This window comes from Paenibacillus harenae (genome assembly GCF_030812415.1).
Classification (GTDB): Bacteria; Bacillota; Bacilli; order Paenibacillales; family Paenibacillaceae; genus Pristimantibacillus; species Pristimantibacillus harenae_A.
The window spans coordinates 290,046-314,216 of sequence record NZ_JAUSST010000006.1 but is presented as its reverse complement, the minus strand read 5'-3'; the positions used below and the strand labels follow the sequence as shown (position 1 = coordinate 314,216).

Here is a 24,171-nt window from a genome sequence, read left to right as displayed (position 1 = left end):
TTATACGATGAGCGACAATGAGAAGCACAATGAGATGCATCCGCTCTCCCATGAGCCGGTTGAGGTAGACGGCGTCTACAGGAACGAAGCGGGACGCGAGGAGAAGTTGAAGCGCGGAGACGTTTTTCCCGCCGATATCATACTCGGAAATACCGAATGGGAGCTCGTTGAGCTTGACTTCAGCAATCATCACCAAGGTACGACCGATCCGCGCTTTGTGCCGCATGATGACGATGACGATCCGGAAGCTCACATGCAGCATCCGCGTCGTCACAAGGGCAGCAACAAGACGGACGATTAACTAGAAGAAGCAGGCTCTCAGGCGTCATCCGGACGCCTGAAGCCTGCTTCTTTCACCATTAACCTTCCTTAACCTCACCCGCTGCCGTTCGCTGCTGTACTTGATCAACCAGCTTCTCCAGCCTGCGAAGGTGGTACGCATATTCGAATAAAGCCGCAGCGACGAAGACGAGTCGCTTGTTCTCGTCCGGATCCTCTATAATATAAGCGGTCAGATCCTTTACAAGACGCGCCTCGCGCTCTTCCTCCGGCTCGATCTGCGCATTCGGCTTAATTTTCTCTTCATGCTTCAGCAAAATATGCTCATGGTATTTGCTCATATCCTCGATCTGACGGTCGAACCGGACCGCCCATTCATTCGCGCTTGGCGATGCAAAATAATGCTCCTCGACCACGTCAAGCAGATCGGCGCCCTTCTGCAGCGTCTTGATCATCTGCTTGGATACGAGCAGCTTGCGGGCATGGCTCGTCTTCGTGCGCGCCAATATTTTGCGTTCCTCCTCGAAGACGAGATAGCGCTCCTCCAGCTTGCGAAGCGTTCCATGCAGCTTATCCTTCTCCTGACGGAACACTTGCTCCTTCATCTCGTTCGAAATTGCCGTTCGAAGCAACAGCGACAGCTGCGTGTACGCCCCGCTGACCTGCTCATTGAACTGCTTCTTCGGGCGCGGAGGAAAGACGAGTACGTTAACCGCGAAGGATGCCCCGATACCGGTAAGCACCATAAGGAAGCGTTCAATTGCCACATCCCAGCCTTGTCCGGTCGCCTCCATGATGGCGACGACGGTGACGAGCGTCAGGCTGATCGTGCTTTCCATTTTGAGCCGAATGCTAATTAATATAACGACGATACTGACAAGGCCGACCGCGATCGGCGTATGTCCGAACAGTCTGACCGCCGCAAGCGCGATAAGGGCTCCTAGCAGGTTCGTCTGCAATTGATCCGCGACCCGCTGCCAGGAGCGATAGATAGACGGCTGAATGGTGAAGATCGCTGCGACGGCGGCAATAAGCGGCGTTGCGAAGCCGAAGAGGCTGCTTAAGTAGATCGAGAGCGCGACGGCCATACCGGTCTTGAGCACTCTTCCTCCGATAGTCATTTCTTCACTTCCCCTTTCACGAGCAGCTCGCTGCTCGCCGCGCAGGCGCCGTTCACCCATAAGGTCAAGCGATGAAGCCCTTCATAATGCTTGCGCGTCGTCAAATCGGCGAACCGATGCTTCCTCTTGCCCTTCGCCACGGCTCCGCCCGCATATTCGCGGTCCGATAGCAGAAACCGCTTCTGCGACGTCTTGCCGCCCGACTTGACGAAGTCGATCCCGTACTCGATACGCACCTTCGTACGCGCAGTCTGGCGAAGCTGGACCTCGTAGCTCAGCTCTACTTCCCCGCCGATCGCAACTTCGGACGGCGTCACCGTAAGCGACGCCGCTGTGAATAGCTTCTGCTCATCTGCGGCTGCCGAATAGCCGAACAGATGCATGACCCGCGGCTCTGCGCGCTTAATTAAGGTGCGGCAGCCATGCCTGACGATCCAGTCCGTCCATTCATGGCGGCCATGCCATCTCTCCGCAAGCTCGATGACAAGCTCCGGGTGATCCTTGGCTATATCGTTCAGGTTGTTCGCCACGCTTTTGCGTACATACAACGATGAGTCCTGCTTCAGCTTCTCCAGGATCGGCCATATCGGCGATGGATCGCGCTTGAATAACGGAAGCGCCTGCGCCCATGGCAGACGCGGTCTTGTCCCCTCGCTGGCCAACCTTCTGAGATGCTCGTTCGGATCGTCTGCCCAAACGAGCATTTGTCGCATAGCACGCGCTTGATCCGACAGTATGAATGCCCGTATCGCGAACTCTGCGCTTGAACGCTGGGTGAATCTTGCGAGCGCCGTGAACGACAGCTCCCAATCCGGCTGCTCCAGCCCGTATACCTCGACGAAGTCAGGGAAAAAAATATAAGGCAAGCCCGTACATTGCTCGTCAATCTGGAACAATACCGCTAACGCCTCTTCATATTTGCCCGGCAGCTCTGCCCCGAGCGCCAGCGTAATCGCTCTGGCACGCGCTTTCAGCTCCAGGCGCTCCCACTCGCCTCCGCGCACCCGCTCCGCGAAGGAACGCTCGTCGAACGGCTGCCATGCGGCCTGCACCTTGGCTGCGAATTGTTCGATAAATAGTCCGTCGTATAATGCTTTTAACGGTTCGGCCAACTGGTTATCCTCCCTTATTGCTCTGTTATGATGAATTATAACGTTTGTCCGCGGGAAATGACACAAGCGCAGAGACTGCCTAGGTTGTTTCGCAGCAAAAAAAAAGCCCGAAAGACGCTCCAAGCGGAACGTCTTCCAGGCTACGGCTGCCGTCTCGATACGCTATTAACGGGCGAAACGCGAAATAATGTCTGCCAGCTGATGCGATACCGTCGCCGGTCCTTGGCTAAGCTGTTCGTGCGTATATTTGACGCGAACGAATGATTCGTCCATGTTCATGGCTTCGGCGAACAGGCTTGAAAGTCCGCGCGCGCGGCGGTCGATCTGAAGCACGATCTCCAGCTCCCGTTCAGACGGGAAGAACATCACTTCAACCTCGTCCAATTGGCCGCGGAATTGCGTCGTTGGCACGAATTCGATCTCCTGAACGAACGGCATGCTGCCGCCAAGGCGGGATGCGTATTCGCAGTCCGCTTTGCGCAGTTGGAAGCCGAGGTGGTTCATCGCTTCAAGCACTGTATTCATCTGCGGAGTCGGCACAACCTCGATCTTGTCGTTATCGCTTGGGTCAACGCCGCCGCGAACGTCAAGCTCCGTCTTCACCCATACCGGCGTACGAGCGAACGTGAGCGGCGTTTGGTGCGGAAGGTTGAACGAGAATGGCACCTCGCGATTCTCCCCTGCCTTCAGCAGGAACGGCGCGCTTACATGGTAGCGGCCGACTTCGCCGTTCTGGGTATGCTTCTGGTCGTTGCTCTCGCGCACGTATTGGGTCATGACGGCCAAGTGAATCGTCTCGATCTGCTGTTCCACGTTGCCTCCGCGAATCCTCACGACGCCGCGAACGACCTCTCCCGGCATGTAGCGCGACTTCTCCAAAACCGTATCGATTGTTGCGTTCCCAATCCCGATGCTGGCTAGAAAACGATTGAACATATGAACATCCTCCTATAAATTGGCTTTCGATTATCCATGCTGCTTCAAGTCTGTATGGTGAGTTTTTATACGTACGCCGTTCCGAACAGGTTTCAGCTAAAGTTCCCACTCCGTCCGCGTGCGGTTCTCCCGGCACTTTTCACTTTCGATCATTTTAGCTAGAATGATAGAATACATTTGCTAGATTCAGGGCAAACTATAGTTAATGAGGAGCAGGAGGAAGCTGTGTTGAAAATCATCAAAGAGTTCAAAGAGTTCGCCATGCGCGGCAACGTCATCGACCTGGCTGTCGGTGTCATTATAGGGGGAGCGTTCGGCAAAATCGTCACGTCGCTCGTCAACGACGTCATTATGCCGCCGATCGGGAGAATATTGGGCGGAGCCGATTTCAAGCATTTGAAAATTCAGCTTTACTCGCAGGAGAAGATCGATCAGCTCAAAGTAGCCGATGACAGTTTTGTCCCTCCGGTCATCGCTTACGGACAATTCATTAACGTGCTTATCGACTTTCTAATCGTCGCATTCTGTATTTTCATGTTGGTTAAGGTTATTAATATTTTGCGTCGCACCGAGAAGAAGAAGGATGAAGCGCCAGCTGAACCAATGGAGAAAGAGTGCCCGTACTGCTTGTCTATGATTCCGATCAAGGCTACCCGCTGCAAGCATTGCACTTCCCAGCTTGAGGCCGTTTCGCATGGCTGATGAGCTGTTCGACATTTACGATGAGCATATGAACCCGCTCGGCACGGCAACAAGGTCCGAGACGCATGCGAAGGGCTATTGGCATCGAACCATTCATTGCTGGCTGACACGCAAGGAGGGGGATCATCGACTGGTCCGCTTCCAGCTTCGGCAAACGACGAAGGATACGAACCCAAGCTGCTACGATATTACGGCAGCAGGCCATCTAACGGCAGGAGAGACGCTTACGGAAGCGGTGCGCGAGCTGGAAGAGGAGCTTGGCGTGCAAGCTCCTCTCGAGCAGCTCATTCCGCTCTGCCAGGTTCGCGAGCAATGCGAAGGGGTCGTGAACGGCGTTCCGTTCATCGACCGCGAGGTTAGCGATGTGTTCGGCCTCGTGTGCGAGACGCCTCTGGCCGAACTGCGGCTGCAGCCCGAAGAAGTGGCCGGGGTGTTTGAAGTAGAACTGGAGGAGCTGCTTGCTTTGTTCGAGGGCTCGCTGCCTGAATTGTCGGCTTACGGCGTGGAGCTGCCTCCGGGCGGCGGCCCGCTAATCGAGGCACATGCTGTTGTAAGGGCGGATCAATTCGTTCCGCGCGATTTTTCTTATTATACGAACGTCCTTCGCTCGCTCCGCAATTGCACGTAGAGCGGGTTTGCTTCCCTTTTGCGCGGTCCGTGCCCGGTCCGCGCATTCCCCATGCACGCTCCCAATTCCGGAACCATCCGTCAATCATGAAATGAATGTTATAGAACTCGGTGTTCCGCGGCGCCATATCGAAGTCGTTCAGCTCCGGGTTATTCCATAGCTGTGCCGCCATCGGGTGCAAGCAGCCATGCAGATTGACCTCGATGAAGCTGCCGAGCTCATCCACCGAACGAAACGATTGCGGCTGATAGGTAACGCGCTGCTCCGCTGCCGCATTATAGCAAGGCGCCCGTCTGATCGCATCCGGTATCCCGTTCCACCCGGCAATCGCATTCATGTCGTATCCTTGACCCGCGTACCAGTTGGCGACACGATAAATGAAATCGCGGTGGAAACGCAGAAAACGTTCCCCAAACCCCGGCGGCGGCATGGAACCGGGCGCCAAATGGTTCGTATGATGCCATATGCGATGCTCCTCCAGCAAGGCCGGAGGAAAATTCGGTATGCGCGGCATATTCTCACTCCTCGCTGCTCATTGCTTGTTCATCCCAGCTTATTTTTGCTGTAATAGAATATGCGCCGTAAAGGAGGTTGTGCCTGTTCCCATGGCAGGGAAGAGTAGATCCGGCAAGATTGTTTCTATAATAGAATTCATCACGGACATATTAGTAATCGTATACGCCATTTTGAAATTCTGGAAGTAAGCTTTTTTCTTATCTACATAACACAAAAACAGCCACCCATTAAGGTGGCTGTTTTTGTACTTTGATGCTGGTGAAGGGCATTACTACCTTTAAAGTACCTACAAAAGTAACTGTTTGGACAAATAAAAACCCCCTCTTATTTGAGGGGATCATTTCACCGGCGGCTGCAACGTATAATAAACCGGCCTATTACATTTAATGCACGCATATACGCGAGTACGTCCGATCGTCCTCCATCGAAAGCGCCCTTCAGCTTTACACTCGCATATGCCATTCTTCACAAACTCGGCTATCTGCTCACGATCTGATTCCCTTTTTTCCATATCATCGGAATGATACACATAAATAGGGCCCGTTTTTGGAATCTTAATCTCTTCCACTCGACCGTCTTTGTAAAAGTATAGATCAAGCACGCGGCCATCTCTGACGTTGTAGGTGTAGATATGTTTCTCACCATTTTCGCCAACTCGACCGCCCGGGGTTAGCTGTCCATATTGTTTGTAAAATGCGAGGGATTCCGCGAGAGAGTTAAATTGAGGAAGAGGTTTTTTAGGCATGTTAGTCCTCCAATTAAAAAAGTGCTGGACGCTAGACCCTGATAATCATCCAACACGGATGACGTTAAGGATACAACTGCCAACACTTAAATTCAATAAAATAAAAAGAGGCCCGGGTTAGCCCAGTCCCCTTTATCTCTTGCTTTTATAATATACCCTAACTATTTCAAAGTCAATCAGCTTCCGCCTTAATTCGAACATATGTTTGACCCGGGAAAGCCTTTAAACCGTAACCCCAGAAGTCTCCGTTTAGTCTCGAATAAAATTTAGTTTTAATTGAGTGGTATGGTTCATAGCCTCTAGCTCGACTAATAATTTTCCTTGCTATTGGATAGACAGCTAAGTCAGATATTTGATTCCCGTTCTCGTTATTAACCTTAGGAATAAATTTAAGATCAGTTATGTTAGCTTGAAATTCAGCAGCTGATACATTACCATTACCATTCCTCATTAGCCTACTAAACACCTGATACAGCCTTCTGTTATCCGCATCATCTCTTGACTCCGCGATTAACAGACACTTTGATGGCGAACCTTTAAAGTAGAAAAATAAACGTTCCATAATAAACTCAAGCGTCAAATTATATGGATTTTCAGGCGTTGTGTACTGCCTCATATGATCTGCTTTGTGAATCCCTGAAGCAATAATTTTATAATCAAGAGCATTCATCATTCCTGTCATATCATCCAAAAATGATTCTCTTACTTCCTTTTGGCGGAGAATACTAAAAACATCTTTCTGTTTTCTGATGTCTACTGAGTGGAATATTATATTCCGATGCCCCCAGTATTTATATTTTAACCCATCTATAATGGGGTTGGCCACATTGTAGTAATAATTGCTCTCAAAAATAATACCTGCTAGAGCGAAAACTGGGAACTGGATGTCAATGTGCTGCATACTATGGTCACCTGATTCATCTAAAAAAACTAAATGAGTGTGCATATATAGTCCTCCCTTCGGAGGGTCATTTTATCTAAATTAGACAATTAATCTCCGCCTTTCTATGGAACTTCTTTCCTATTTCCATAGATTAGCACTATTCTCCCGTTCAATACAAGAGAACCGATGTTCACTTTTTAAATAAAAAAAGGACTCCCCGCATTCCCAGCGAAAGGAGTCCCGTAGGTAAATCAACCGGAGAACTGTTACGCTCTCCCCCAATAAAATTATACCACATACGGTCTCCCATTACAGGAGGCCGAGCTGCTTTGCGAAGTTATATCCGATCAGCAGCTTTCGTATTCCCTCTTTATTGTTCTTTTTGACTAAAGAGTTATTGTATACTTCGCTCACTTTCTCAGCTATTCGTTCAGGAGTTACTTCTCCAGTGAATCCTATCTGCGGCAAAATAGGAGTAAGCATCAACACTTTATTCTTAGCGTTTTCCTTTAAAGATTCGATTTCGAATTTATTGCGCAAGTCTTTGACTCGGTTTGAAAATGCATATGCATTAACAACCTCAGAAGCTGTTGACTTCAAATATTCCAATCTCTCACCATACACTTCTAATGAAAGAGAATCCGCAATGGCCAGCTCAGAATACAACCGCGCCCACGGGAATGCTCGTCCAGGACATAACGGTTTGCCGATTGAATCGATCTGATAATGACCTAATACCTGATGCGAGTTGAGCGGTATTTTAACGCCGTATTCGGCTTCTACTACGGTTTGAATGTGCTTGTGTAGCCAACAGGTAGCATAGAATTGCTCCTCTGTTAGATCGCCATCTAGACCGTGACCGGGGTATCCTTCATGCTCAATGGATACGCCGTATTTGTTGGGATCGCCCATCAACTGCTTGATGATTGAAGCCGTAGGAGCTTGTATACGCCCTTGTGTCCATGCAGCCTTGTTAATGTCCACATATTGCACGATAGATCCGTCACGACCTACTCCGAAGTGGGAGGACGCTCTATTAGCCTTATTCGCAAATGTATTGTACATGCTTCCCATTGTGCCTACTGATATGTGATTGACGATGATGACCGGCACCTTCCCATTACGCTCGTTAAAGCTGGGTACTGGCTTGTCGATAATGTCCATCGTTGTACCCTCCTAGTGGTAATACGCCTCGGTATCGTCTTTCTGTACGTCTTTTTTCTTCTTGAAGTTCATAAACAGTCCGGCCGCCATGATCAGATATAGGATAATGTTAGCAGACATATCGATAAGCTCCGTCGAAATTTCGTAACCGAATGCTTCTTTCACAAATAGCGCGATAGCCGACAACAGCGGAATTAAGATTCCTTTATTAATGTTTGACATTTTGAACCTCCAATAGTTGATGTATTGTATTGCAGCGCGGACAGGAGATAACCCCACCCAATGCGGTAAGAACAACCTTCTTCTTCTCGTCGCTGTATCCGCTGAATCTAGCGGTGACGTAGGCGCATGCCATGTGATCCCTTCTTTCTGCAGCAATAGTTCCAATTTCTCTTCTATTCGCTGCTGGTTTTGTACGTATTGTTTAAATTCCGTTTTATCTTCAACGTGAAATAGCCGCTTTACCTGATCAGTAATGAGCTTGCGGCCAAAGCGGTCGATTAGAAATACAAAAGCCGCTAGGATGATGTACCCTAACGGCTTGTTCCTGTTTTCGATAAACCAATCGATGAAGTCGAACATGCGGCATCATCCTTATATAGTAGCGAGTCTTTGACGTCTTGACCGTAAAATAAAAGGACGATGCGTAATGTCTCATCGTCCAAAGCAGATTTCAGGTATTCATCTTCATGAAACTCAATAATAGGCGGATCGGTCATAGTTCCTCCTAAAGAAAAAGAGCCGCTGGGATGCTTTCCCGCGACTCTCTTCACCGATGCTTTCGGATTTGAGATTATTATATATCATAGGCGACAGACTTGTAAATAATAGATATAATAATACCAGTACACGGTTGGCTATATGGGCGGTCGGCTAATCCTCTGTGAAAGGAGGATGATGCTATGACAGTATTCGAGACGATGTATCTTATGATCGCATTCGCTACTCTCGTGTTGCTTGTCAGAAAAGACAAATAGACCGCCCCCGGCAAGGTTCGGTCTATCTCTAACCAATCTTCCAAAGCCTCCCGCTCTTTACGCGGCTGTGTACCAAGGGCGTAGATGCTTCCAACATCTGCGCTCTTTCTTATTTTAAGCATATCATGGTTGTTTTAGACGTGCAATATAACTTCTTCTACCTGATATCCCACTCAGTGCTGTCCGGATCAATGTTCGGAAAGATAGATCCGTCAAAGATACCAGAAATAATCGCCCAACCAAACAATAAGCAGAATATTGCAGAAGGTATTGCGATTAAAAATCCAGCAATAACAAGCGCATATGCGCCTATCTTACGGCTAAGAGGAAAACCGTTAATTTCAACAATGAATCCTATAAACCTTCTCGCTACTTCGATAAAATCGCGCATAAATCACCTCGTTATTCTAATTCCTAATTCACGTTTAATTTGATCGCTGTATCTCTTCTCTTCAATCTTATAAATCTTAAGTACTCGCTCCGCTTTTTGTTCGTCAGTTAGGCCGTTAGGGATTGATACAATACGACTAGTGATTGCATTTCCTAGTTCCTCTTGATACCTTGCGTACCGGTCCGCAGGTATTGTTATTTCTACACTCTCACCAGCGCGATTCGTACCATCTATCGTTTTAGATGGAGCGCTAGGCGCAAGCTTCTGATTCCCTGTACTATCGATAAGCTTCGAAACAATTTCAGCAGCCTCACTGTACGGAGCCACTTCAGAACGATAAGGATTCAAATAGCTACCGGCAATGCCTTTTGCATTTTCTTTCGTCTTACCTAGTGTTGTCTTGTTCGGCGGTAACGATTGAGATAGACCAGGAGTGCGTGTTTTGAAGTATGAACCGGTATCCTCTAATATGCCGTTGTTGTAGCTCGTCTTACGTTGGAAAGGATCTTCTCTCCGCGCTTCTTGAGCCAAAGCACTCGGGCTGAAACTCTTCAGGAACGATGTGAGTACCCGTGTAGGAGCGCCCAACGCTTTCTCACCTAATGTACCGCCGTATGATGGCTGGAATACGTCCTGTACACCCTTCAAGGTAGACATCCCATACAATGAGCCGTAAGCATCTTTGCCAGCTCCAGAAATCATTTCCGTGGCTGTTCCGTCGCTCTTGTTTTCTAGCCCAGCACCAATAGCGAGAGGGAATGCCAATGGTTGAAGCTTGTTATAATCGAACTGTTTATCTCCCTCACGGTATTTGGCTGCTTTAGCTGCTTCATCAGCACCTTTACCTGTTCCCATGGCTTGGAGATAACGTAATAGCGCCGATGTGTTAAAACGGTATTTGCCATGTCCAGCTTGTTCACGTACTGCATCTACGTCTTTATTTCCGCTATCATTAGCACCTGTAATTATGCCAATGTTGCTTAAATAGTACCCCAATGCAGACAACCCCGTACCAGTTAGGCCGAGAGATAGCGTTCGGATAGCTTCACGACGAGACGCATCAGATTTGCTTGTGAGCTGATACAGACCTTTGATAATACCGGCAGGTGTCATTGTGACCGCTGTTGATGCAATGTTAACTGGCGTTCGTACAAACGGGAAGATCGCACCTATAACGGGTTTAAGCACCTTAGCTTTGCCAGGAGGATTAGAAAGGAAGTTCGCTACGCTACCGCCTAGAGTATCATTCCGTTGGAACGTTGTGTTTTTCCCGATCCGGTCAGCTTGCAGAATAGCTTTATCAGGAGGATTATTCATGAAGTCCTCTATATGACGTTGAATGTTTTGCTTGCCTTTAATGCCGTTGTTAACTGCATCAAGATAAGCGATTTTCTTCATTTCTGACTGTTGGACCGATTTATACGTGCCATAGTCAGCGCCCTTTGCAACCGCCCCTAAAGACCGCTCTGCAATACCTAGCACGTTTTTAAGACTCTTATACGTAAGCCCTCGAATCTCGTTCGGTCCGGCAATACCCGATGGATTCACACCCTCCCAACCAGCTTTTGCACCTACTTTTGCGTTCTTCAACCAATTTGCAATAAATTTTAACGGATTCGTTCCGTATAAAGTGGTCGTTCTTGGTTGTTTAAGCAGCTTACTCATCGAAATGTCAATCATTGTGCCGAATACATCAGCTACGGTTCCCGTAGACGCCATAATCGGTCCGGATACGGTATTAACAAGTTGCGTATGAGTATTGAGCAACATTGAAATGTAACGCAGTGCCTGTATGCGATCCCACCAATTTGCCTTTTCATAGCTGTTAAGAATCTTCTGCATGGCCATATCAGCTCTAGCAGCATCATCACCCGATAATTCCGTTACCTGACGTGCCAGTTCACGAAGCTTGGATATATCTTCCGTCTTAACTGGGTTGTCTTTGATGTATTTCTCAACTATTTTTTCTTGAAGACTCGTTGGTTTCGGTGTCGGTCTAGTTTTCTCAAGAACATCATGAGCAATATCACTAAGCGCTCTTGTATCTACTTTAACTTTGTCAGCAGGAGGTATCACTTCATCAGTCAATTTAGCAACCTGTCTAAGCAACCCCTCAACCTCTTTGTTAGCCTGTGGCCTTATAACCTTTTCGCTTTCAACTTGAGCGATCTTTTTAGCCAACGACTTTACCGTTTGCAAGTATTTTTGTTCATCTGACACAACTTTTGAAGGCTTGACGAATTCCGCTATTTCATCCGAATAGTCGCGTAGCTTCTGAACATCCGCTTGGTCGAGAATTCCAACTTTGGCATCATCAATTAATTTACGTACTAAAGTAGCAGTTTCTTGAACGATTACCTTTTCTTTTGCCTCTTCTCCTGATAACTTGCGGAATGCTCTATTAGCTTCTTCAACCTTTCCAGCGCCGATATTTCGTGTTGTCCTATTAGCCAGTTTTTGAGCCTTGGCGAATATTTCAGCAGCGTGAGGGCGTACTTCATTACCAAAAAGACGAACCATATCATCAACATGAGATGCCGCTTTTACCCCGCCCTTTATGATCTGTGAAGCTACAACAATAGCGTGATCTGCCCATTCGTCGATTGGGAGTGCATTCAAACGATTCTTACGCGCTTGGATACGTGCTAAAGCTTGGCTCTCAGCATCATCAAAGAACTTAATGACCTTATCCCGTGTTCGAACGTCCTTTAGTTCTTTAGGAATCTGATCTTTTGGGGCTTTTGTTTTTACGTACTTACTTGCACGATCGAGCAGGTTGCTCAGCTGCTTCATATCCTCATTGGATACTGTCTTACCTTGTTCGAGATTATCCAATATCTCATTGAGCTTATTAGCTCTGATGCCGGATCCAATATTATCTTGAACTTCGGCAGCGAGTTCTTTAAACTTTATTTGTTCCGCAACGGTAACCGGTTTATTATTCTTTGCTGCCACACGTGCTAAATGAACTAACTGGCCTTCAGGGCTAAGACGCGATATGATCTTTGCCGCTTGCATGGATTGACCGATCTTTGTCAAGTCTTTGGCTAACTTATCCGCGATATTAAAAGCCCTATCATGCTCTCCTAACGCGTCTAACTCCTGCATTAAACGATACCCTGTAGCGATATGATTATCATCGACTGCTTCAGCAGTTATAAAGTTAGCTTCTGCTCTAGGCAGATCGCTGACACGCTTATTCGCTTCTGCAACTGCATCGACATTATGAACGATATCATACGTCTGATCTGTGTCCCTAATGCGCTGCTGGAGCTCGGGTGAAAAGTTCCCGTTGTTCAGTTGATTTTGATAGTTAGCACGCACTCCACGATTTTGTGGAGTCCCCGCAGTAACAGGAGCTTCAGCAGCAGATGATAACGTTGGCAACGATGGTTCTTGGAACTCGGGATCAGCACGCTTGATATAATCAATCGTCTGTGCTCGATCATTCAAGAGTGACTGCGCCTCATCCCCATACGATCCGGCTTTGTTGCCTCTCGACCCTAGACTTGCAATCTGCTCGTCAATGTCTGCCAATCGAGCTACAGCATTATCTATTTGAAGCCCTTCACGTCCTACTTGGTCGATTTGATTAATTGCATTAAGTTGGCTTCCTAAGACTCGTTTAGGAGCATCTGCAATACTCTTGATACCTTTGCCGATAAGCGGCACTGCCGCGCCTGCTGCGCCGCCTATTCCTGCGCCAAGAGCAATGTTAAGCGGATCAAATTCACGTTGTCTGAATGCTACATCGCCGGTTTCTTGACCTAACATATCCAGCGCACCTGCTGCACCGCCTCTAATAGCACCCCGTGCAATAGTCGGAAGTCCCTTAATGAGTGGTTTAAGCGCCATAGATGCTAATTTCTCTGCTGCTAGACCTGGTGCAAGGTATCCGGCGAACTCGCCAACTTTAGCAGCCGTGCTATCCTTGCTTTGCTCATACATCTGATTTAACCGATCGTCACCTAATAGGTTCAGCGCTCCACGTTCTAACGGCCTAGAAGCCCCAAAGGTAGCCGTATCTAGTGCGCCCTTCTTGGCATCAAACACAGCCTTATCGGCTCTCTGTAAGCCTGTGAGAGCCTTACCAACCCATGTATCTCCGATGGTATTCTCGTAGGCATCGGCAATATCCGTTAATATGCCTAAGTCTACTTTAGGACGCGGATCGGATCTGAACCGCTCATTGTCCGATTTCAACAATTGTCCCGCACTTGGAAGAGTTACGTTAGGTGCAGGACTTGCCGCTGTAACAGATGGTTTTGAAATTGGTGATAGTGTTGATCTTACGGCATCCATCTGCTTAAACGGATCAAAGACGTCCGGATCCATCGCTCGTACATTACTATCGATACCTGAAGCTGATTCGCTTACCACTTCCTGTTTCAGCCTGTCTCTGCGCGTGCTAGGAGCGCTAGAGGTAGACGTGCTACCTCCAGCAGACAGACGAGCCATGACACGCTCTTTTGCATCTTGTCCTTGTTTTAAACGGTCACGCCGTGCCATCTTCACCACTCCCTAGTACCATTTGTTTTTATCCCAGAAAGCGAGTGCTTTCTCAGGACTTCCGTATCTATCTTTCACATACTGAATACCGGCAACCGCCTGTTGGTACGGATCGCTCCAATCGACCTTATTACCGCCGTAGTTCTTGCGTGTGTCGTCAAGGAACTGGAACAATCCTGCAGCCGTAGAATTAGGGTTCTTAGCGTTGGCGTTAAAGCTCGATTCCCTTGCAACTAGCTCCATCAGAGGCTTGAGCCATGAGGAGTCGTAACCGCCGTCAGAGAGCGCTTTTGATACCGCTGCATTAGCTGAAGCAAACGCCTTCGGATTTCCTTTAGCATCTTTCTCAGCTTTGAAATAATTGTTGTAAGCCCCTCCACCATTAGCAGAGGGGCTATTCAGTTTCCCGGGGATAAGAATTTCTTATCAAGATCGGCTATTTGTTTGTCATTTAAGCCAATGCTGCGTAAAATGTCATTCTCCGCTGCCTCATCCAATCCGTATCCAATGACTGACTGGTACATCGATTCAAGGTCGGTTGCCGTTGGCTTTGCAATCTCTCCGTAATCATCCGGCTTAAAGAATTGCGGGAACCGCTGTTCAATATCTGAACGAACTTGGCTAGGTGTGAATGTGCTGTCTGCTGCTTTGGTATCGGCATTAGCCATATCGAAATCAAGTCCAGCCCAGCCTTGCGCGCTTCTATCTTCAAATTCCTCACGGTTAAGAGCCTGACCAGCCCAACCTTGGGCAATACTTTCAGCCTGTGCAATGGCATTTTGTGTCTTTGTACCGCGTGGAATGCCGTACATATCAGCAAGAGCGTCAGGTATCGTTCCGGTTTGCGATGCAGCCGTCCATAGATTTGAAAGTTGTCGTTGTTGCTCTGCGGTAGTCTTCTGCCCGTTAGGCAATGTTCCCGTAAGATCAGCCATTGTAATTCCTTGATTGAATGTCCGATCCATTGTATCAGCAACTTGATTGTAATCTTGCGCTTCACCAGCTAGCGTTCGTACTCCTGCTTTTCCGATGTTGGCCATACGTCCCTCAGTGCTGATGTTAGCTCCGAATAATGAAGGATCCACACCTAAACCAGAAAGCCTTGCTCGTAGCTGATTAGCTTGTTCGTGGTAGATATCTTTCTGCTCCGGCGTGCCTGTTTTCCAAGCTTCGCCAAGTTTAACGATTTGGTTAGCTATGCCGCGAGCTTCAGGTGAGAGGTAATTACCCGTCAATCCAGCCTCAGTGACGGAATTGTTGAAGGCCGTCTGTTCATCGTTGCTGTACATATCAGATACACCGAACAGATCAGAAGCATGTTGACGGTTCATATTCGCGCTATCAACGTACCGTTTGTACTGGTCCTCTATAAGACCTGGGAGCAGTTCGCGGTTAACTCTACCGTATTCTGCTTGTGCTGCATTAGAGGCAGCGTTGGCGTTTATAGTGCTGTTCATGATCCCGCGTCTATTCATCGCTGCGGATATGTCACCCTCTGCAACTTGCGTAGCCTCTTTTGCGCTCTGCATTGCTGCTTGGTATGTTGGATCTGATTGAATCGAAGCTAGGTCCATCTTGAACGGTTCGGGCGGCTTTAGAGCGTCTATTCCCTGCTGCCGGTACTTCATTTTAAGATTGTTATCGTACGCTGTACCGAGATCAAACGGCTCTGTTTTAACTGTATTGGTAGCTACTTTATTAATTCTGTCGAGTCCGGAGCCTGCTGTCTTGTGTGGGCTCTTCTTATGTGCGCTGTATAGATCTGCTATCGCCATAACGGTTCCCCTTTCTTGGCATAAAAAAGAGCCGGCTATTGAGCCGACTCTAGTTCTGCTATTTGTTTGTCGATTTCAGCAAGCTGTGCTTTTAGGTCTACCAGAAGCACTTCATTTTCTGCGATTATAGCATTATTGCTTGTAATTTTTGCTCGTTGGATATCCTTTGCCCACTCTTGGGTAATACCTTCAATATCTTTTTCAATTATTGCATTATCATTTAACAAATTGGTGTTTGCAGATTCTCTTCTTGTAATTTCTTCAGCAACTTTCCCACGCTGTTCATTTAGTATAACAAGTTTATGGGCCGCCGGCATTTCGCTACCGTCTGTTGTAGTAATCAGTTTAATCACCGCCTTTGACTCTTTTGTAGCCCCTTCAAACTCCACATCCGCGCCAAAAGATTCAGCGATATCACGAACAGGAGCGTAAGACTTTCCATCTACAATAATAGCGTTGCTTAACTGTGTATCATTCAATTCTACAATCGCTTCACCGCCAACCTTCTTACCTACCTGCGATATAGATTCAGCCAATGCTTGACCGGATACCATAAGTAGCGCCCCTGCTACAAATGCAATAACAACCTTTTTCATTTCCCGACCTCATTTCCAATTTTTGAGATCATTATATCACTAGATATGATATTTGGAAATTAAGTTGTTCGTATTCCATTGGAAAATGATATAGGCGTAGTTGCTGGCCCTCCTGATGTTGTCGCGACATAGACGGTACTTGTAGCTCCAGAGAAAGAATTAGCTTTTGCGTTTAGAGCTGTCTGCAATGATTGAATGTCACCAGTAGAATATAGTTTTGTCCACGATGGAACAGTAACCCTACCACTAGCACCGGTTCCTGGTTTTAAAGTGATTGTCGATGACGTACCAGTACCTTGTATCGTCAAGTTATCTGTCGCGGCTAAGTCGAAATTCCCTACTACACCTAAATTATAGGTGTTACCTAGTAAGGCGTGTCGAATTAGATTTACCCCGTTATCAAAGTACAACAACGGCTCTCCCGCATCACTGGCTTTTATATTTATGAAATTAGTTGCTGTTGCATAAGCGCCAAACAAATCTGAATCAGGATCAAACACAACGCGAGGGTACGAGTCGTCAGAGCTTTGTATCAGAGCCCCTGTGGCCGTCATTTTACCGCTTTTCGTAACACGCCATGGGGCTGTATCCTTGTCGGGGCTTCCAGCCCAAAATCTAGTGTCGTCAGCAGTAGTATCCTCGGTAGACATCCCGACATCTTTATCGATTGAAGACATATCCTTACTGTTTACTCGCCATCCCCCGACTTCGAAGACGTTCTTACTGTTGATGTAACCATTGATCTCAGACAGATTCTTTATGAGAATCCCGACCGTGTTGACTAGCTCCTCGAACCTCTTATCGGGGTCTTTGATCTGCAAAATAGAGTCAAGGTTAGGCAAACTAACTGTTCCCATAATACCCTCCTATATAAGCGGAAATTCGCGTTGATCCCTGTCCAGCTCGTAAACTGTGACCGGTCCGCTGCCGCTGAATTTTATTCGTACGTAGTTGCTGTTCGCGATCTGAGTTGGTGTTAAGATGATCCGCTTGCTCTGATAGTTTGTCGCTGGGTCGATGTATCCGACGAGTGTCCAGTCAGAATCGCCAGTAGCTGACGGGCTCAAGTAGATATTTAATGTGGATCCGGACGGCACATCACACATAATCCATAGCTTGAACCATCTAATCAGCTTATTGAGCGATGCGGATCCAAAAGGCTTGGAAACGCGCTCGAATGATATCGGCGTTCCGTTGTCTGTCGTACCGCCCAATTGAACTACCCTTCCATCATTGAACCCCATGTAGGCATTGAACGATGATTGCGCCATATGAAGCGCTGAGAAGTCCTCCCATACGGTCCACATGTCATACTTAGGGTCATAGACAAGAACGGTATCAGGAGCTGTTGAGGACGTTACTGGGATGCTACAGTAGACCTTCTCGCCGTCCGTGCCAATGCAGCATTTACTCCTTGCCGCTGTGTTCATTTGATCGATATAAGCCTGAACCGGTTGCGAGAAGTCCCTAGACGGTCTTGTACCTCCTCCGTATCGGTAGATACCTGTACGATGGATCATGAACACAATGCCGTTCAGCGTGACTACACACTTGTTATTGATTGCTCCAACCTCTAGATCAATCGGCTCAATGCGTACATTGGAGATATCCTCACCGAACAGTTCGTACATGGAATTCGGCTTGAAGATAGTTAAATGTCCAATGCCAGGACGCAGCGCATTTATCGTCTCGCCATCAGTAGAACTAACAATGATCTGAAAAGGGTCTGCATCGCTCCCTATGGTCGTTGTCCAGTTCGTTGGTACATTTAGCTCAGATGCGTGTACCGTGTTCCCTACAGCGGCAAATAAGCGGTTAGAATAGGTCGTGATGTAGTTGGCGCTTGACGGTGCTCCTGTTAATGTCTGTACGGTTGTGCCGTTATACCTTTGAACAGCATCTATTCCGTTTGATCCAATCAGATTGATCTCCGTTAAATTCCCCTTGAAGTTGGTGAACGACCACTCTGCTGCCGTGGATAGCCCTGTTTTAAGCGCCGCCCCCCACGATCCACTCACGAACCTGTGCCAGTTGCCGTTAGACACGGTGTGTAGTTCGCTGTTCTTCCAAGAAGCTAGACCGAGTATCGGATTCGCAAAGGCGCTGCCGAGCAATGAAAAACCCGACCTCGTCGAGAAGGCCGGGTAATTATCAGATGTTAAGTTTTTCATGTCAGTTGCATACTCATCAGCTATCGCGAATTGATCTAGCCGATTTATGCCACGGAATTCCCTCAATACGTGAGATGGCGCTACTTCTCTAACGCTGGGCCAGCCTCTCATTTAGGTCCTCCTTTCTGTGTCGCAGTATGGTCCGACTTGGACATTACGACAAACCGCCTCTTGCGATTTTTAGGACAAAGAATTTCCGTGTGTCTGCTGCGTTAGTGGATTTTATGATCATCGTATCTAAACTAGCATTTTGCTCGGCCACATATAATGCCCCGCAGTTTGCCGCGACTGCATAAGACGTTGGAATCACGACGAACGCATCGCCGTCATCGATATTAAAGAAAGTAATCGTTGCGCTTCCTGCTGTAAGTGTACCGGTCGCGTAAGGACTTGTTGCCCCTGTAGTGGTCTGCATATCCCCATAAACCGCAATGCCATTTGGGGCTGTTGTTTGACCGCTGATCATGTTTCCAGCAACAAATGCGAAATCAGCATTTAGCACCTTGTTTAGCGGTGTCGTGCAGTCCGCTATGTTATTTCCTGATATTTTGGCGCGTTGGCAGTTTTGATAGGATATACCTGTCGTGCATTTGACGATCTCATTGTTAGAGCAGTCACCACCCAAAAAGTCAGCAAAGAAAATTCCGATTCCGACATTGAAAATGTGATTGTCTTTTACAATATTGCTATTTGGCGTGCTTCCGACGTGAATCCCTGTTCCAATTGTTCCGACACCCGTTTCTCTTCCGAGAATGGTGTTATCTACGATGGAGGATTTGTTCATCATTTCAGTATAGATATGGAACCCTGGATCAAGCGTTTTAGACTGGAACGTATTGTTAGATATTTTCACGTTCGTACTTGTTGCGCTGTCCGTGCTCATGTAGATCGCTAGCCCAGTACCGTCATAATCCCTCATCGTATTGTTCTCGATGGTTACATTTTCTGTAGGTAGTGTTGATTTACTGAAAATAGCCATCGCTTCCGCTGTGACATTTTCAATCGTATTACCGATTATATCCAAGTCTCTAGCTCCACCATCGAACACGTAAATGCCCATTGATGTATCTTGACCCAAAGGGCTAGAACATTTGATGTAGTTATCAAGTAATTTCGTCTTTGTAACGTCTCCGAATACGGCGATACCTGAGTAGTATTGATTTTCGATCCAACAGTTGCTTACGATATTTCCATATCCGCCTATGATATTGATAGCACCAAAGTCGGCTCCTGCGATGGCGTGATTGTTGCAAGTATCAAAGTTTGATTCGGTAACAAGGTTTTTATTTCCGTTGAAGTATAATGCGCCGCTATTTCCCTCGGCGAAGTTGCATTCGATAACTTTGTTGAGATTTCCGATGATGGCTAAAAGATCCCCGAATCCGTAAAGTGTGGATCCTTGATCGGCGTGGTATCCAAGAAAGGATAACCCGCGAAACACATTATTGTTACCCGTTACCGTCATTCCGCCACCTTGACCATTTACACCAGGAATATCGCTTGTTCCTCTGCAGTCGATCGTTGCATTAACACCAGTAAACTCAGAATTACTAATCGTGAATTGTATAGGGATATCCAGCTTATACGTTCCAGGTGGAAAAAAAACTGTCCCTCCACTAACTTTAGCAGCATTAATCGTGACAAGTATCGACGTGCTGTCGTCTGTTACTCCGTCACCTTTAGCTCCATACACTTTTACATTGAAAATAAGGTCTCCCCAAATCTTTTGATTGTTGACGGAATTGTTTTGTTTATTTATCTGCTCCGATACCTTCAAAACCATTGCTACCACCCCGATTCGCTTAGAACCGATTCCGGCTCAGGTAATATTTGAAACACTTCTGCCAATTCAGCTTCTAAATCGGTGTATTGAATAGCGAATCCCGATGCTACGTCATAACGTTGATCGTCTTCAGCCAGTTCTTTGCATGGTCCATACATCAATAAATCATGGAAATCCTCGTCCAGCTGCGGTATAACGCCGGCCGATGACAGAGTTACAGGAGTTTCATAGTAGTAAATTGTCATCGTTGTATCTTCCAAAGGTGTTGGATAGATGCGTAAATACTCGTCGATGAACGTATGATATTGGCTCGATCCCGAAGAACCGCCAGTAAGCTGTTTTTTTGGATAAGACACGCCATCGATTAGCACATCGAATATCAGACGAGGCTTGATGCCCACGATGTAAGCGTAGGTGTCGGCGTAAATTTCATATTCGGAACTAGTCGGAATGCGATATTTGCGGAATATTCGCTTCTGCCATGTATCGATTAGCGCGATAATTTCAGCATCAGTTGACCCGTTAGGGTACTTCTTGCGTATTTTCGTTACAATTTCTTGTACACTAGGCATGGCATCACCTAGTAAAGTGCAAGGATGCCGGTCGCGGCCGTCCCTGTACTCAATACTTTAGTTACAGCAAACGGATATACAACGCCGGCAATAGCGCTTGCTATGGTAGCTGTTGAACCGTCCTCGAATTGGACCGCTACGTCTCCTGCAACGGATACCATTAATCCGTGTGTTGTCGCTATGACCGTGCTGTCGCTCGGCGTAACTGACGCTACTCCCGTCATTGGTGCTGTTATTACTCTCATTACGACACCCCTTTCAAATGTTCAATGATTTCTTCGTTGCTCCACTTATTCCATCCTTGAGGCTTATTAGCAAGCTTTGCCATGCGTTTCATCAACTCAGGGCGCTTGATTTCTTCCCTCGTTTCTACGCCTTTACTTGATTCACTGATTTCGCGCAGCAAACGGTTGGTTTCTTGCTGCTCTAAGATAAGGTGAAACATCAGATGATGCTCTGTCTTGACGAGATTTCTTTCGACTTGATCAAGTGGATTTAGCACTGTATCCCCTCCTAAATAAAAAAGGGGAGCATCAGCCCCCCTTCTTGTCCTCCATCAATCCGTTTTCTTGCAGTATATCCACGAATAAATTCCAATGTTCAACGAATTTTCTTTGTCCTTCATTCATTTCCTTGGTTGCTTTTTGCTTCTCCGTATACGGAGCTTTCCGTTTTTCATGCGTTACCGGTACACCCCACTGACTATTTGCCATAGGACACCTACCCTTTCAGCAACTTAATCTTCCAAGTGCCGGAAGCAAGGTCGATTGTCCCAGCAGTTGCATTAAACACGGTGATTTTCACCGCATTAGCCGCACTCACACACCCAACTGCAATAATGCCAGTAGCATCGTATGGAGCTGAAACAAGCACATAGTCACCAAATGCAGCACCAGTGATCGTTACAGCACTTGATGCTGTACCCGTATAAGTCGTTAAAGAAGCAGGGTCGAAAACGGATGAACCGTTAACGACCGCTGTAAATAGATCATTATCTCCAAGGGCTAAACCCGAGTAGCTTGTTGTATTTGAACTCGCCATGCTATTCCCTCCTTAGGACAATACTGTTCCTAGTCCCGGATTAACTTTCGCGATTGCTCTCCAGTTGTTTGGAGCAGCACCGTAGCGGCTACGAGCCTTGAACACGTTGTTATCAGTGTTCTCGTCAACGTACGACTTGATAGTAAGCGCCACGCGCTCAAGCCATACAAGGCCAGCGTACGCTTCGTTAAACGACGAATCCATCAAATACCACGAATCCGTACCCGAAGTAATGCCGGATGCATTCGTAAGGTATGGCGACATGATTACGTTCCAGCGTCCGAATTGAACGTTGAAGGAGTTGTTTGCCGTACCAGGAGCGCCGCTATCCGCGCCGATTACATCGAACACTTGCTTTTTGATGCGAGCATTCGCCGGAATGATGATCGTATCAGGCATAACATTGAGGATGTTGCCGTCATCGTCCGTAAACTTCTGCATGGCTTCCTCGACATAGGATAGCGCATCGTAAGAGAACGCATTGCCGAAGTAATTCGACTGTGCCGATGTGCCGCCTGTGATCGACGGGTGGTCCGTAGCGAAGAGCGCCTTGCCATCAGCTGCAGCGATATTGAAGGATGCATTGTTTTTACCGAAATTAATGCTTGTCGATGTGCCAGAGTTCAGCAAAGAAGTCGCAAACTTCTCACGGCCGCGATTGTAAGCCAGTGTGAACTGGTTTGCGCGTTGCTTGATCTTGCCCATCTTGGAATCCTCGATCATTTGTTGCGTAACTTCGAACGAGTTCTTCCACTCTTCTGGCTCGATAACCTTCGAGAAGCCTTCTTGGAAGGTGTTTCGCGGGTATGCACCGCCCTCACCGACTGCTTCAAAGTCGCCCAAAGCCGTTTCAGACGTGTATTTCTCAGCGTAATTGCTTGTTTCGTCCATCATAAATACGTTGTCGACGATGGAATACGCTTGGAACGCCTCGATTCCTTGCTCGACCATTAACTTAATCGGCTCTTGCGACTTACCATAGATAGAATCGTTGAGTCCCGATGCTTTATTAAATACAATACCAGCCATGTATTAGCCCTCCTCTTAGCGTCTAAAATACCCGCGCACTGTTGAATTTGTTGTTGCTCCGTCTGTTGCAGAAATCAAAAACACACCACTGGTTGTCGTCGCTGTGACGTTCAATCCATCGGTGTGCAAGGTAACCTTATTACCAACGAGCGTTGACGCAACGGTGGCCGTTGATTTAACTTCAAACTCGCGCTGCTCATCCAACCGCACAAACGGAATTTTCACGTCTGTACCGGCTGCTTTGGTTGCTAAAGCGATTGCTTCGGGAATATCCGTACCCGATGCTTTCGTTAGCCGGCCGCTTGTGAATTTCAAGGCCTCGTTAATTGTTACTGCTTCAGCGTTTGTCATCAAACCGTATTCAAACGGATCGGATGCGCCATCCATGCTTTTTACTGGAACAAATCCCATGTGTAACCCTCCTATTTGCTTATTGATTTACGATAATGTGTGATTAGATCTTTTTCCGTCATCTTCCCTTGGCGAAGTTCCTTCCTGAACATGGACCTGTAATTCGCCATAACCTCAGGATCCGGTGTGAATGTATCAACATCACTGCCGCCTTTGGTCGTTTTGAGGTGCGCCTTGCTTTGCTGGTTATTCAATGCAGATTGTTTAGCTCTAGAAGCTAAGTTCTGCGTGATGTGGTCCTGATGCGTTACAAGGTACGCTTCATCCCACTCGTAACCGGCTACGATCTTTTGAATCATCGCTTCCGCATTAGGAAGGTTCTGAATGTCCTCTACGGTCTTAATATCCAGTCCGTAGGTTTTATTCAACTTTTCCATTTGCGTGGCTCTGAACGACTCCTGTTTGCTCTTCTTAGCAGCTAGCACGTCTGGATGGTTCTCAAGCTTTTCGTCAATGAGCTTTTGAACCTCGTCAGGCTCTAACCCCATATCACGCCAGCGTTCTTCCTCAGCTTGACGCGCTTCTCTTTCCAGGTGCTGTTCTAATTGTTCGACGGTTGTGACTCCGATATGGCCCCATTGCTTGGCTACCACATCATCAGCCTTCTTAGCGCGAGCATCAGCTGCTTCGGCTCTCCGGCGCATCTCCGCGAACTTGGAATTTAACTCCGGGTCCTGTTTCTGCTCGGCGGGGACAGAATCTTTTACGCCTTCGTCCAGGTCGGCTTCTTGTTCGATTTCAACTTCATCCTGAGGGTCCACGACTTCCTCAAATCCTGCGTCTACAGTTGGCTCTATTGCTTCACTCATGCTTTACCTCCATCAAGAGTT

The 24,171-nt window shown here is 47.4% G+C and carries 27 protein-coding genes; 4 read left to right on the top strand and 23 right to left on the bottom strand.

Annotated features, from left to right (window positions below):
* Window positions 1-7: 7 nt before the first annotated feature.
* The gene (locus J2T14_RS22455) at window positions 8-301 is read left to right on the top strand and encodes a transposase (protein WP_307206055.1); all 294 of its coding nucleotides are present in this window, start codon (window positions 8-10) and stop codon (window positions 299-301) included.
* Between the two features lie 58 nt (window positions 302-359).
* Here J2T14_RS22455 and J2T14_RS22450 read toward each other — a convergent pair whose 3' ends face one another.
* The 3 genes from J2T14_RS22450 to J2T14_RS22440 form a co-directional block, all read right to left on the bottom strand.
* Window positions 360-1,400, bottom strand: coding sequence for an FUSC family protein (locus J2T14_RS22450; RefSeq protein WP_307474377.1), 1,041 nt, complete (start codon window positions 1,398-1,400; stop codon window positions 360-362).
* Complete coding sequence (locus J2T14_RS22445; RefSeq protein WP_307474375.1) at window positions 1,397-2,512, bottom strand: DNA alkylation repair protein; 1,116 nt, start codon at window positions 2,510-2,512, stop codon at window positions 1,397-1,399. The genes J2T14_RS22450 and J2T14_RS22445 overlap by 4 nt, the downstream gene beginning before the upstream one ends.
* A gap of 165 nt (window positions 2,513-2,677) precedes the next feature.
* The gene (locus J2T14_RS22440) at window positions 2,678-3,448 is read right to left on the bottom strand and encodes a sporulation protein (protein WP_307474373.1); all 771 of its coding nucleotides are present in this window, start codon (window positions 3,446-3,448) and stop codon (window positions 2,678-2,680) included.
* Between the two features lie 261 nt (window positions 3,449-3,709).
* On the opposite strand from J2T14_RS22440, the gene mscL reads away from it, so the two are divergent.
* The 3 genes from mscL (at window position 3,710) to J2T14_RS22425 (ending at window position 5,346) form a co-directional block, all read left to right on the top strand.
* Window positions 3,710-4,150 (top strand): large conductance mechanosensitive channel protein MscL, encoded by a 441-nt coding sequence (mscL, locus tag J2T14_RS22435; protein WP_373458192.1) that lies wholly within the window; start codon window positions 3,710-3,712, stop codon window positions 4,148-4,150.
* Window positions 4,143-4,778, top strand: coding sequence for an NUDIX hydrolase (locus J2T14_RS22430; protein ID WP_307474369.1), 636 nt, complete (start codon window positions 4,143-4,145; stop codon window positions 4,776-4,778). Before mscL ends, J2T14_RS22430 begins: the two co-directional genes overlap by 8 nt.
* A gap of 187 nt (window positions 4,779-4,965) precedes the next feature.
* Window positions 4,966-5,346: a hypothetical protein gene (locus tag J2T14_RS22425; protein ID WP_307474367.1), complete on the top strand. Its 381-nt coding sequence runs from the start codon at window positions 4,966-4,968 to the stop codon at window positions 5,344-5,346.
* 285 nt (window positions 5,347-5,631) lie between these two features.
* Here the strand turns inward: J2T14_RS22425 and J2T14_RS22420 are convergent, their stop codons facing one another.
* The 20 genes from J2T14_RS22420 to J2T14_RS22325 all read right to left on the bottom strand — a co-directional run bounded on the left by J2T14_RS22420 (window position 5,632) and on the right by J2T14_RS22325 (window position 24,150).
* The gene (locus tag J2T14_RS22420; RefSeq protein ID WP_307474365.1) at window positions 5,632-6,039 is read right to left on the bottom strand and encodes a hypothetical protein; all 408 of its coding nucleotides are present in this window, start codon (window positions 6,037-6,039) and stop codon (window positions 5,632-5,634) included.
* A 172-nt stretch (window positions 6,040-6,211) separates the two neighbouring features.
* Window positions 6,212-6,985, bottom strand: coding sequence for a DUF3800 domain-containing protein (locus J2T14_RS22415; RefSeq protein WP_307474363.1), 774 nt, complete (start codon window positions 6,983-6,985; stop codon window positions 6,212-6,214).
* A 246-nt stretch (window positions 6,986-7,231) separates the two neighbouring features.
* The gene (locus J2T14_RS22410) at window positions 7,232-8,086 is read right to left on the bottom strand and encodes an N-acetylmuramoyl-L-alanine amidase (RefSeq protein ID WP_307474360.1); all 855 of its coding nucleotides are present in this window, start codon (window positions 8,084-8,086) and stop codon (window positions 7,232-7,234) included.
* A gap of 12 nt (window positions 8,087-8,098) precedes the next feature.
* The gene (locus J2T14_RS22405) at window positions 8,099-8,668 is read right to left on the bottom strand and encodes a hypothetical protein (RefSeq protein ID WP_307474358.1); all 570 of its coding nucleotides are present in this window, start codon (window positions 8,666-8,668) and stop codon (window positions 8,099-8,101) included.
* 552 nt (window positions 8,669-9,220) lie between these two features.
* Window positions 9,221-9,454: a hypothetical protein gene (locus tag J2T14_RS22400; protein ID WP_307474355.1), complete on the bottom strand. Its 234-nt coding sequence runs from the start codon at window positions 9,452-9,454 to the stop codon at window positions 9,221-9,223.
* Between the two features lie 3 nt (window positions 9,455-9,457).
* Entirely contained in the window at window positions 9,458-13,834 is a 4,377-nt protein-coding gene (locus J2T14_RS22395; protein WP_307474354.1) for a hypothetical protein, read from the bottom strand.
* A gap of 141 nt (window positions 13,835-13,975) precedes the next feature.
* On the bottom strand, window positions 13,976-14,209 hold the full coding sequence (locus J2T14_RS30950) for a transglycosylase SLT domain-containing protein (RefSeq protein ID WP_373458191.1): 234 nt from the start codon (window positions 14,207-14,209) through the stop codon (window positions 13,976-13,978).
* A 152-nt stretch (window positions 14,210-14,361) separates the two neighbouring features.
* Window positions 14,362-15,738: a hypothetical protein gene (locus tag J2T14_RS22385; protein ID WP_307474352.1), complete on the bottom strand. Its 1,377-nt coding sequence runs from the start codon at window positions 15,736-15,738 to the stop codon at window positions 14,362-14,364.
* A gap of 35 nt (window positions 15,739-15,773) precedes the next feature.
* The gene (locus J2T14_RS22380) at window positions 15,774-16,334 is read right to left on the bottom strand and encodes a hypothetical protein (protein WP_307474351.1); all 561 of its coding nucleotides are present in this window, start codon (window positions 16,332-16,334) and stop codon (window positions 15,774-15,776) included.
* 59 nt (window positions 16,335-16,393) lie between these two features.
* Window positions 16,394-17,191: a hypothetical protein gene (locus tag J2T14_RS22375; protein ID WP_307474349.1), complete on the bottom strand. Its 798-nt coding sequence runs from the start codon at window positions 17,189-17,191 to the stop codon at window positions 16,394-16,396.
* Between the two features lie 9 nt (window positions 17,192-17,200).
* Window positions 17,201-18,505, bottom strand: coding sequence for a hypothetical protein (locus tag J2T14_RS22370; RefSeq protein WP_307474347.1), 1,305 nt, complete (start codon window positions 18,503-18,505; stop codon window positions 17,201-17,203).
* A 154-nt stretch (window positions 18,506-18,659) separates the two neighbouring features.
* Window positions 18,660-20,288 (bottom strand): right-handed parallel beta-helix repeat-containing protein, encoded by a 1,629-nt coding sequence (locus tag J2T14_RS22365; RefSeq protein WP_307474345.1) that lies wholly within the window; start codon window positions 20,286-20,288, stop codon window positions 18,660-18,662.
* 2 nt (window positions 20,289-20,290) lie between these two features.
* Complete coding sequence (locus J2T14_RS22360) at window positions 20,291-20,860, bottom strand: phage adaptor protein (protein ID WP_307474343.1); 570 nt, start codon at window positions 20,858-20,860, stop codon at window positions 20,291-20,293.
* 8 nt (window positions 20,861-20,868) lie between these two features.
* Window positions 20,869-21,105, bottom strand: a complete 237-nt coding sequence (locus tag J2T14_RS22355; protein ID WP_307474341.1) for a spike base protein, RCAP_Rcc01079 family — start codon at window positions 21,103-21,105, stop codon at window positions 20,869-20,871.
* Complete coding sequence (locus J2T14_RS22350; protein ID WP_307474339.1) at window positions 21,105-21,362, bottom strand: hypothetical protein; 258 nt, start codon at window positions 21,360-21,362, stop codon at window positions 21,105-21,107. Before J2T14_RS22350 ends, J2T14_RS22355 begins: the two co-directional genes overlap by 1 nt.
* A gap of 31 nt (window positions 21,363-21,393) precedes the next feature.
* Window positions 21,394-21,573, bottom strand: coding sequence for a hypothetical protein (locus J2T14_RS22345; protein ID WP_307474337.1), 180 nt, complete (start codon window positions 21,571-21,573; stop codon window positions 21,394-21,396).
* Window positions 21,574-21,580: 7 nt separating this feature from the next.
* Complete coding sequence (locus J2T14_RS22340; protein WP_307474335.1) at window positions 21,581-21,901, bottom strand: hypothetical protein; 321 nt, start codon at window positions 21,899-21,901, stop codon at window positions 21,581-21,583.
* Between the two features lie 12 nt (window positions 21,902-21,913).
* The gene (locus tag J2T14_RS22335) at window positions 21,914-22,930 is read right to left on the bottom strand and encodes a phage major capsid protein (RefSeq protein ID WP_307474333.1); all 1,017 of its coding nucleotides are present in this window, start codon (window positions 22,928-22,930) and stop codon (window positions 21,914-21,916) included.
* Between the two features lie 15 nt (window positions 22,931-22,945).
* Window positions 22,946-23,341, bottom strand: a complete 396-nt coding sequence (locus tag J2T14_RS22330) for a hypothetical protein (protein ID WP_307474331.1) — start codon at window positions 23,339-23,341, stop codon at window positions 22,946-22,948.
* An 11-nt stretch (window positions 23,342-23,352) separates the two neighbouring features.
* Window positions 23,353-24,150 (bottom strand): hypothetical protein, encoded by a 798-nt coding sequence (locus tag J2T14_RS22325; RefSeq protein ID WP_307474329.1) that lies wholly within the window; start codon window positions 24,148-24,150, stop codon window positions 23,353-23,355.
* Between the last annotated feature and the right edge of the window lie 21 nt (window positions 24,151-24,171).

Excerpts from the sequence above, each read along its gene's own strand:
- J2T14_RS22455 (WP_307206055.1), top strand. The coding sequence starts at position 8 with ATGAGCGACAATGAGAAGCACAATGAGATGCATCCGCTCTCCCATGAG.
- J2T14_RS22420 (WP_307474365.1), bottom strand. The coding sequence starts at position 6,039 with ATGCCTAAAAAACCTCTTCCTCAATTTAACTCTCTCGCGGAATCCCTC.
- J2T14_RS22335 (WP_307474333.1), bottom strand. The coding sequence starts at position 22,930 with ATGGCTGGTATTGTATTTAATAAAGCATCGGGACTCAACGATTCTATC.
- J2T14_RS22440 (WP_307474373.1), bottom strand. The coding sequence starts at position 3,448 with ATGTTCAATCGTTTTCTAGCCAGCATCGGGATTGGGAACGCAACAATC.
- J2T14_RS22430 (WP_307474369.1), top strand. The coding sequence starts at position 4,143 with ATGGCTGATGAGCTGTTCGACATTTACGATGAGCATATGAACCCGCTC.
- J2T14_RS22355 (WP_307474341.1), bottom strand. The coding sequence starts at position 21,105 with ATGAGAGTAATAACAGCACCAATGACGGGAGTAGCGTCAGTTACGCCG.
- J2T14_RS22325 (WP_307474329.1), bottom strand. The coding sequence starts at position 24,150 with ATGAGTGAAGCAATAGAGCCAACTGTAGACGCAGGATTTGAGGAAGTC.
- J2T14_RS22360 (WP_307474343.1), bottom strand. The coding sequence starts at position 20,860 with ATGCCTAGTGTACAAGAAATTGTAACGAAAATACGCAAGAAGTACCCT.
- mscL (WP_373458192.1), top strand. The coding sequence starts at position 3,710 with ATGCGCGGCAACGTCATCGACCTGGCTGTCGGTGTCATTATAGGGGGA.
- J2T14_RS22400 (WP_307474355.1), bottom strand. The coding sequence starts at position 9,454 with ATGCGCGATTTTATCGAAGTAGCGAGAAGGTTTATAGGATTCATTGTT.
- J2T14_RS22425 (WP_307474367.1), top strand. The coding sequence starts at position 4,966 with ATGCAGATTGACCTCGATGAAGCTGCCGAGCTCATCCACCGAACGAAA.
- J2T14_RS22380 (WP_307474351.1), bottom strand. The coding sequence starts at position 16,334 with ATGAAAAAGGTTGTTATTGCATTTGTAGCAGGGGCGCTACTTATGGTA.
- J2T14_RS22375 (WP_307474349.1), bottom strand. The coding sequence starts at position 17,191 with ATGGGAACAGTTAGTTTGCCTAACCTTGACTCTATTTTGCAGATCAAA.
- J2T14_RS22370 (WP_307474347.1), bottom strand. The coding sequence starts at position 18,505 with ATGAAAAACTTAACATCTGATAATTACCCGGCCTTCTCGACGAGGTCG.
- J2T14_RS22450 (WP_307474377.1), bottom strand. The coding sequence starts at position 1,400 with ATGACTATCGGAGGAAGAGTGCTCAAGACCGGTATGGCCGTCGCGCTC.
- J2T14_RS22330 (WP_307474331.1), bottom strand. The coding sequence starts at position 23,341 with ATGGGATTTGTTCCAGTAAAAAGCATGGATGGCGCATCCGATCCGTTT.
- J2T14_RS22365 (WP_307474345.1), bottom strand. The coding sequence starts at position 20,288 with ATGGTTTTGAAGGTATCGGAGCAGATAAATAAACAAAACAATTCCGTC.
- J2T14_RS22340 (WP_307474335.1), bottom strand. The coding sequence starts at position 21,901 with ATGGCGAGTTCAAATACAACAAGCTACTCGGGTTTAGCCCTTGGAGAT.
- J2T14_RS22385 (WP_307474352.1), bottom strand. The coding sequence starts at position 15,738 with ATGGCGATAGCAGATCTATACAGCGCACATAAGAAGAGCCCACACAAG.
- J2T14_RS22410 (WP_307474360.1), bottom strand. The coding sequence starts at position 8,086 with ATGGACATTATCGACAAGCCAGTACCCAGCTTTAACGAGCGTAATGGG.
- J2T14_RS22415 (WP_307474363.1), bottom strand. The coding sequence starts at position 6,985 with ATGCACACTCATTTAGTTTTTTTAGATGAATCAGGTGACCATAGTATG.
- J2T14_RS22405 (WP_307474358.1), bottom strand. The coding sequence starts at position 8,668 with ATGTTCGACTTCATCGATTGGTTTATCGAAAACAGGAACAAGCCGTTA.
- J2T14_RS22345 (WP_307474337.1), bottom strand. The coding sequence starts at position 21,573 with ATGGCAAATAGTCAGTGGGGTGTACCGGTAACGCATGAAAAACGGAAA.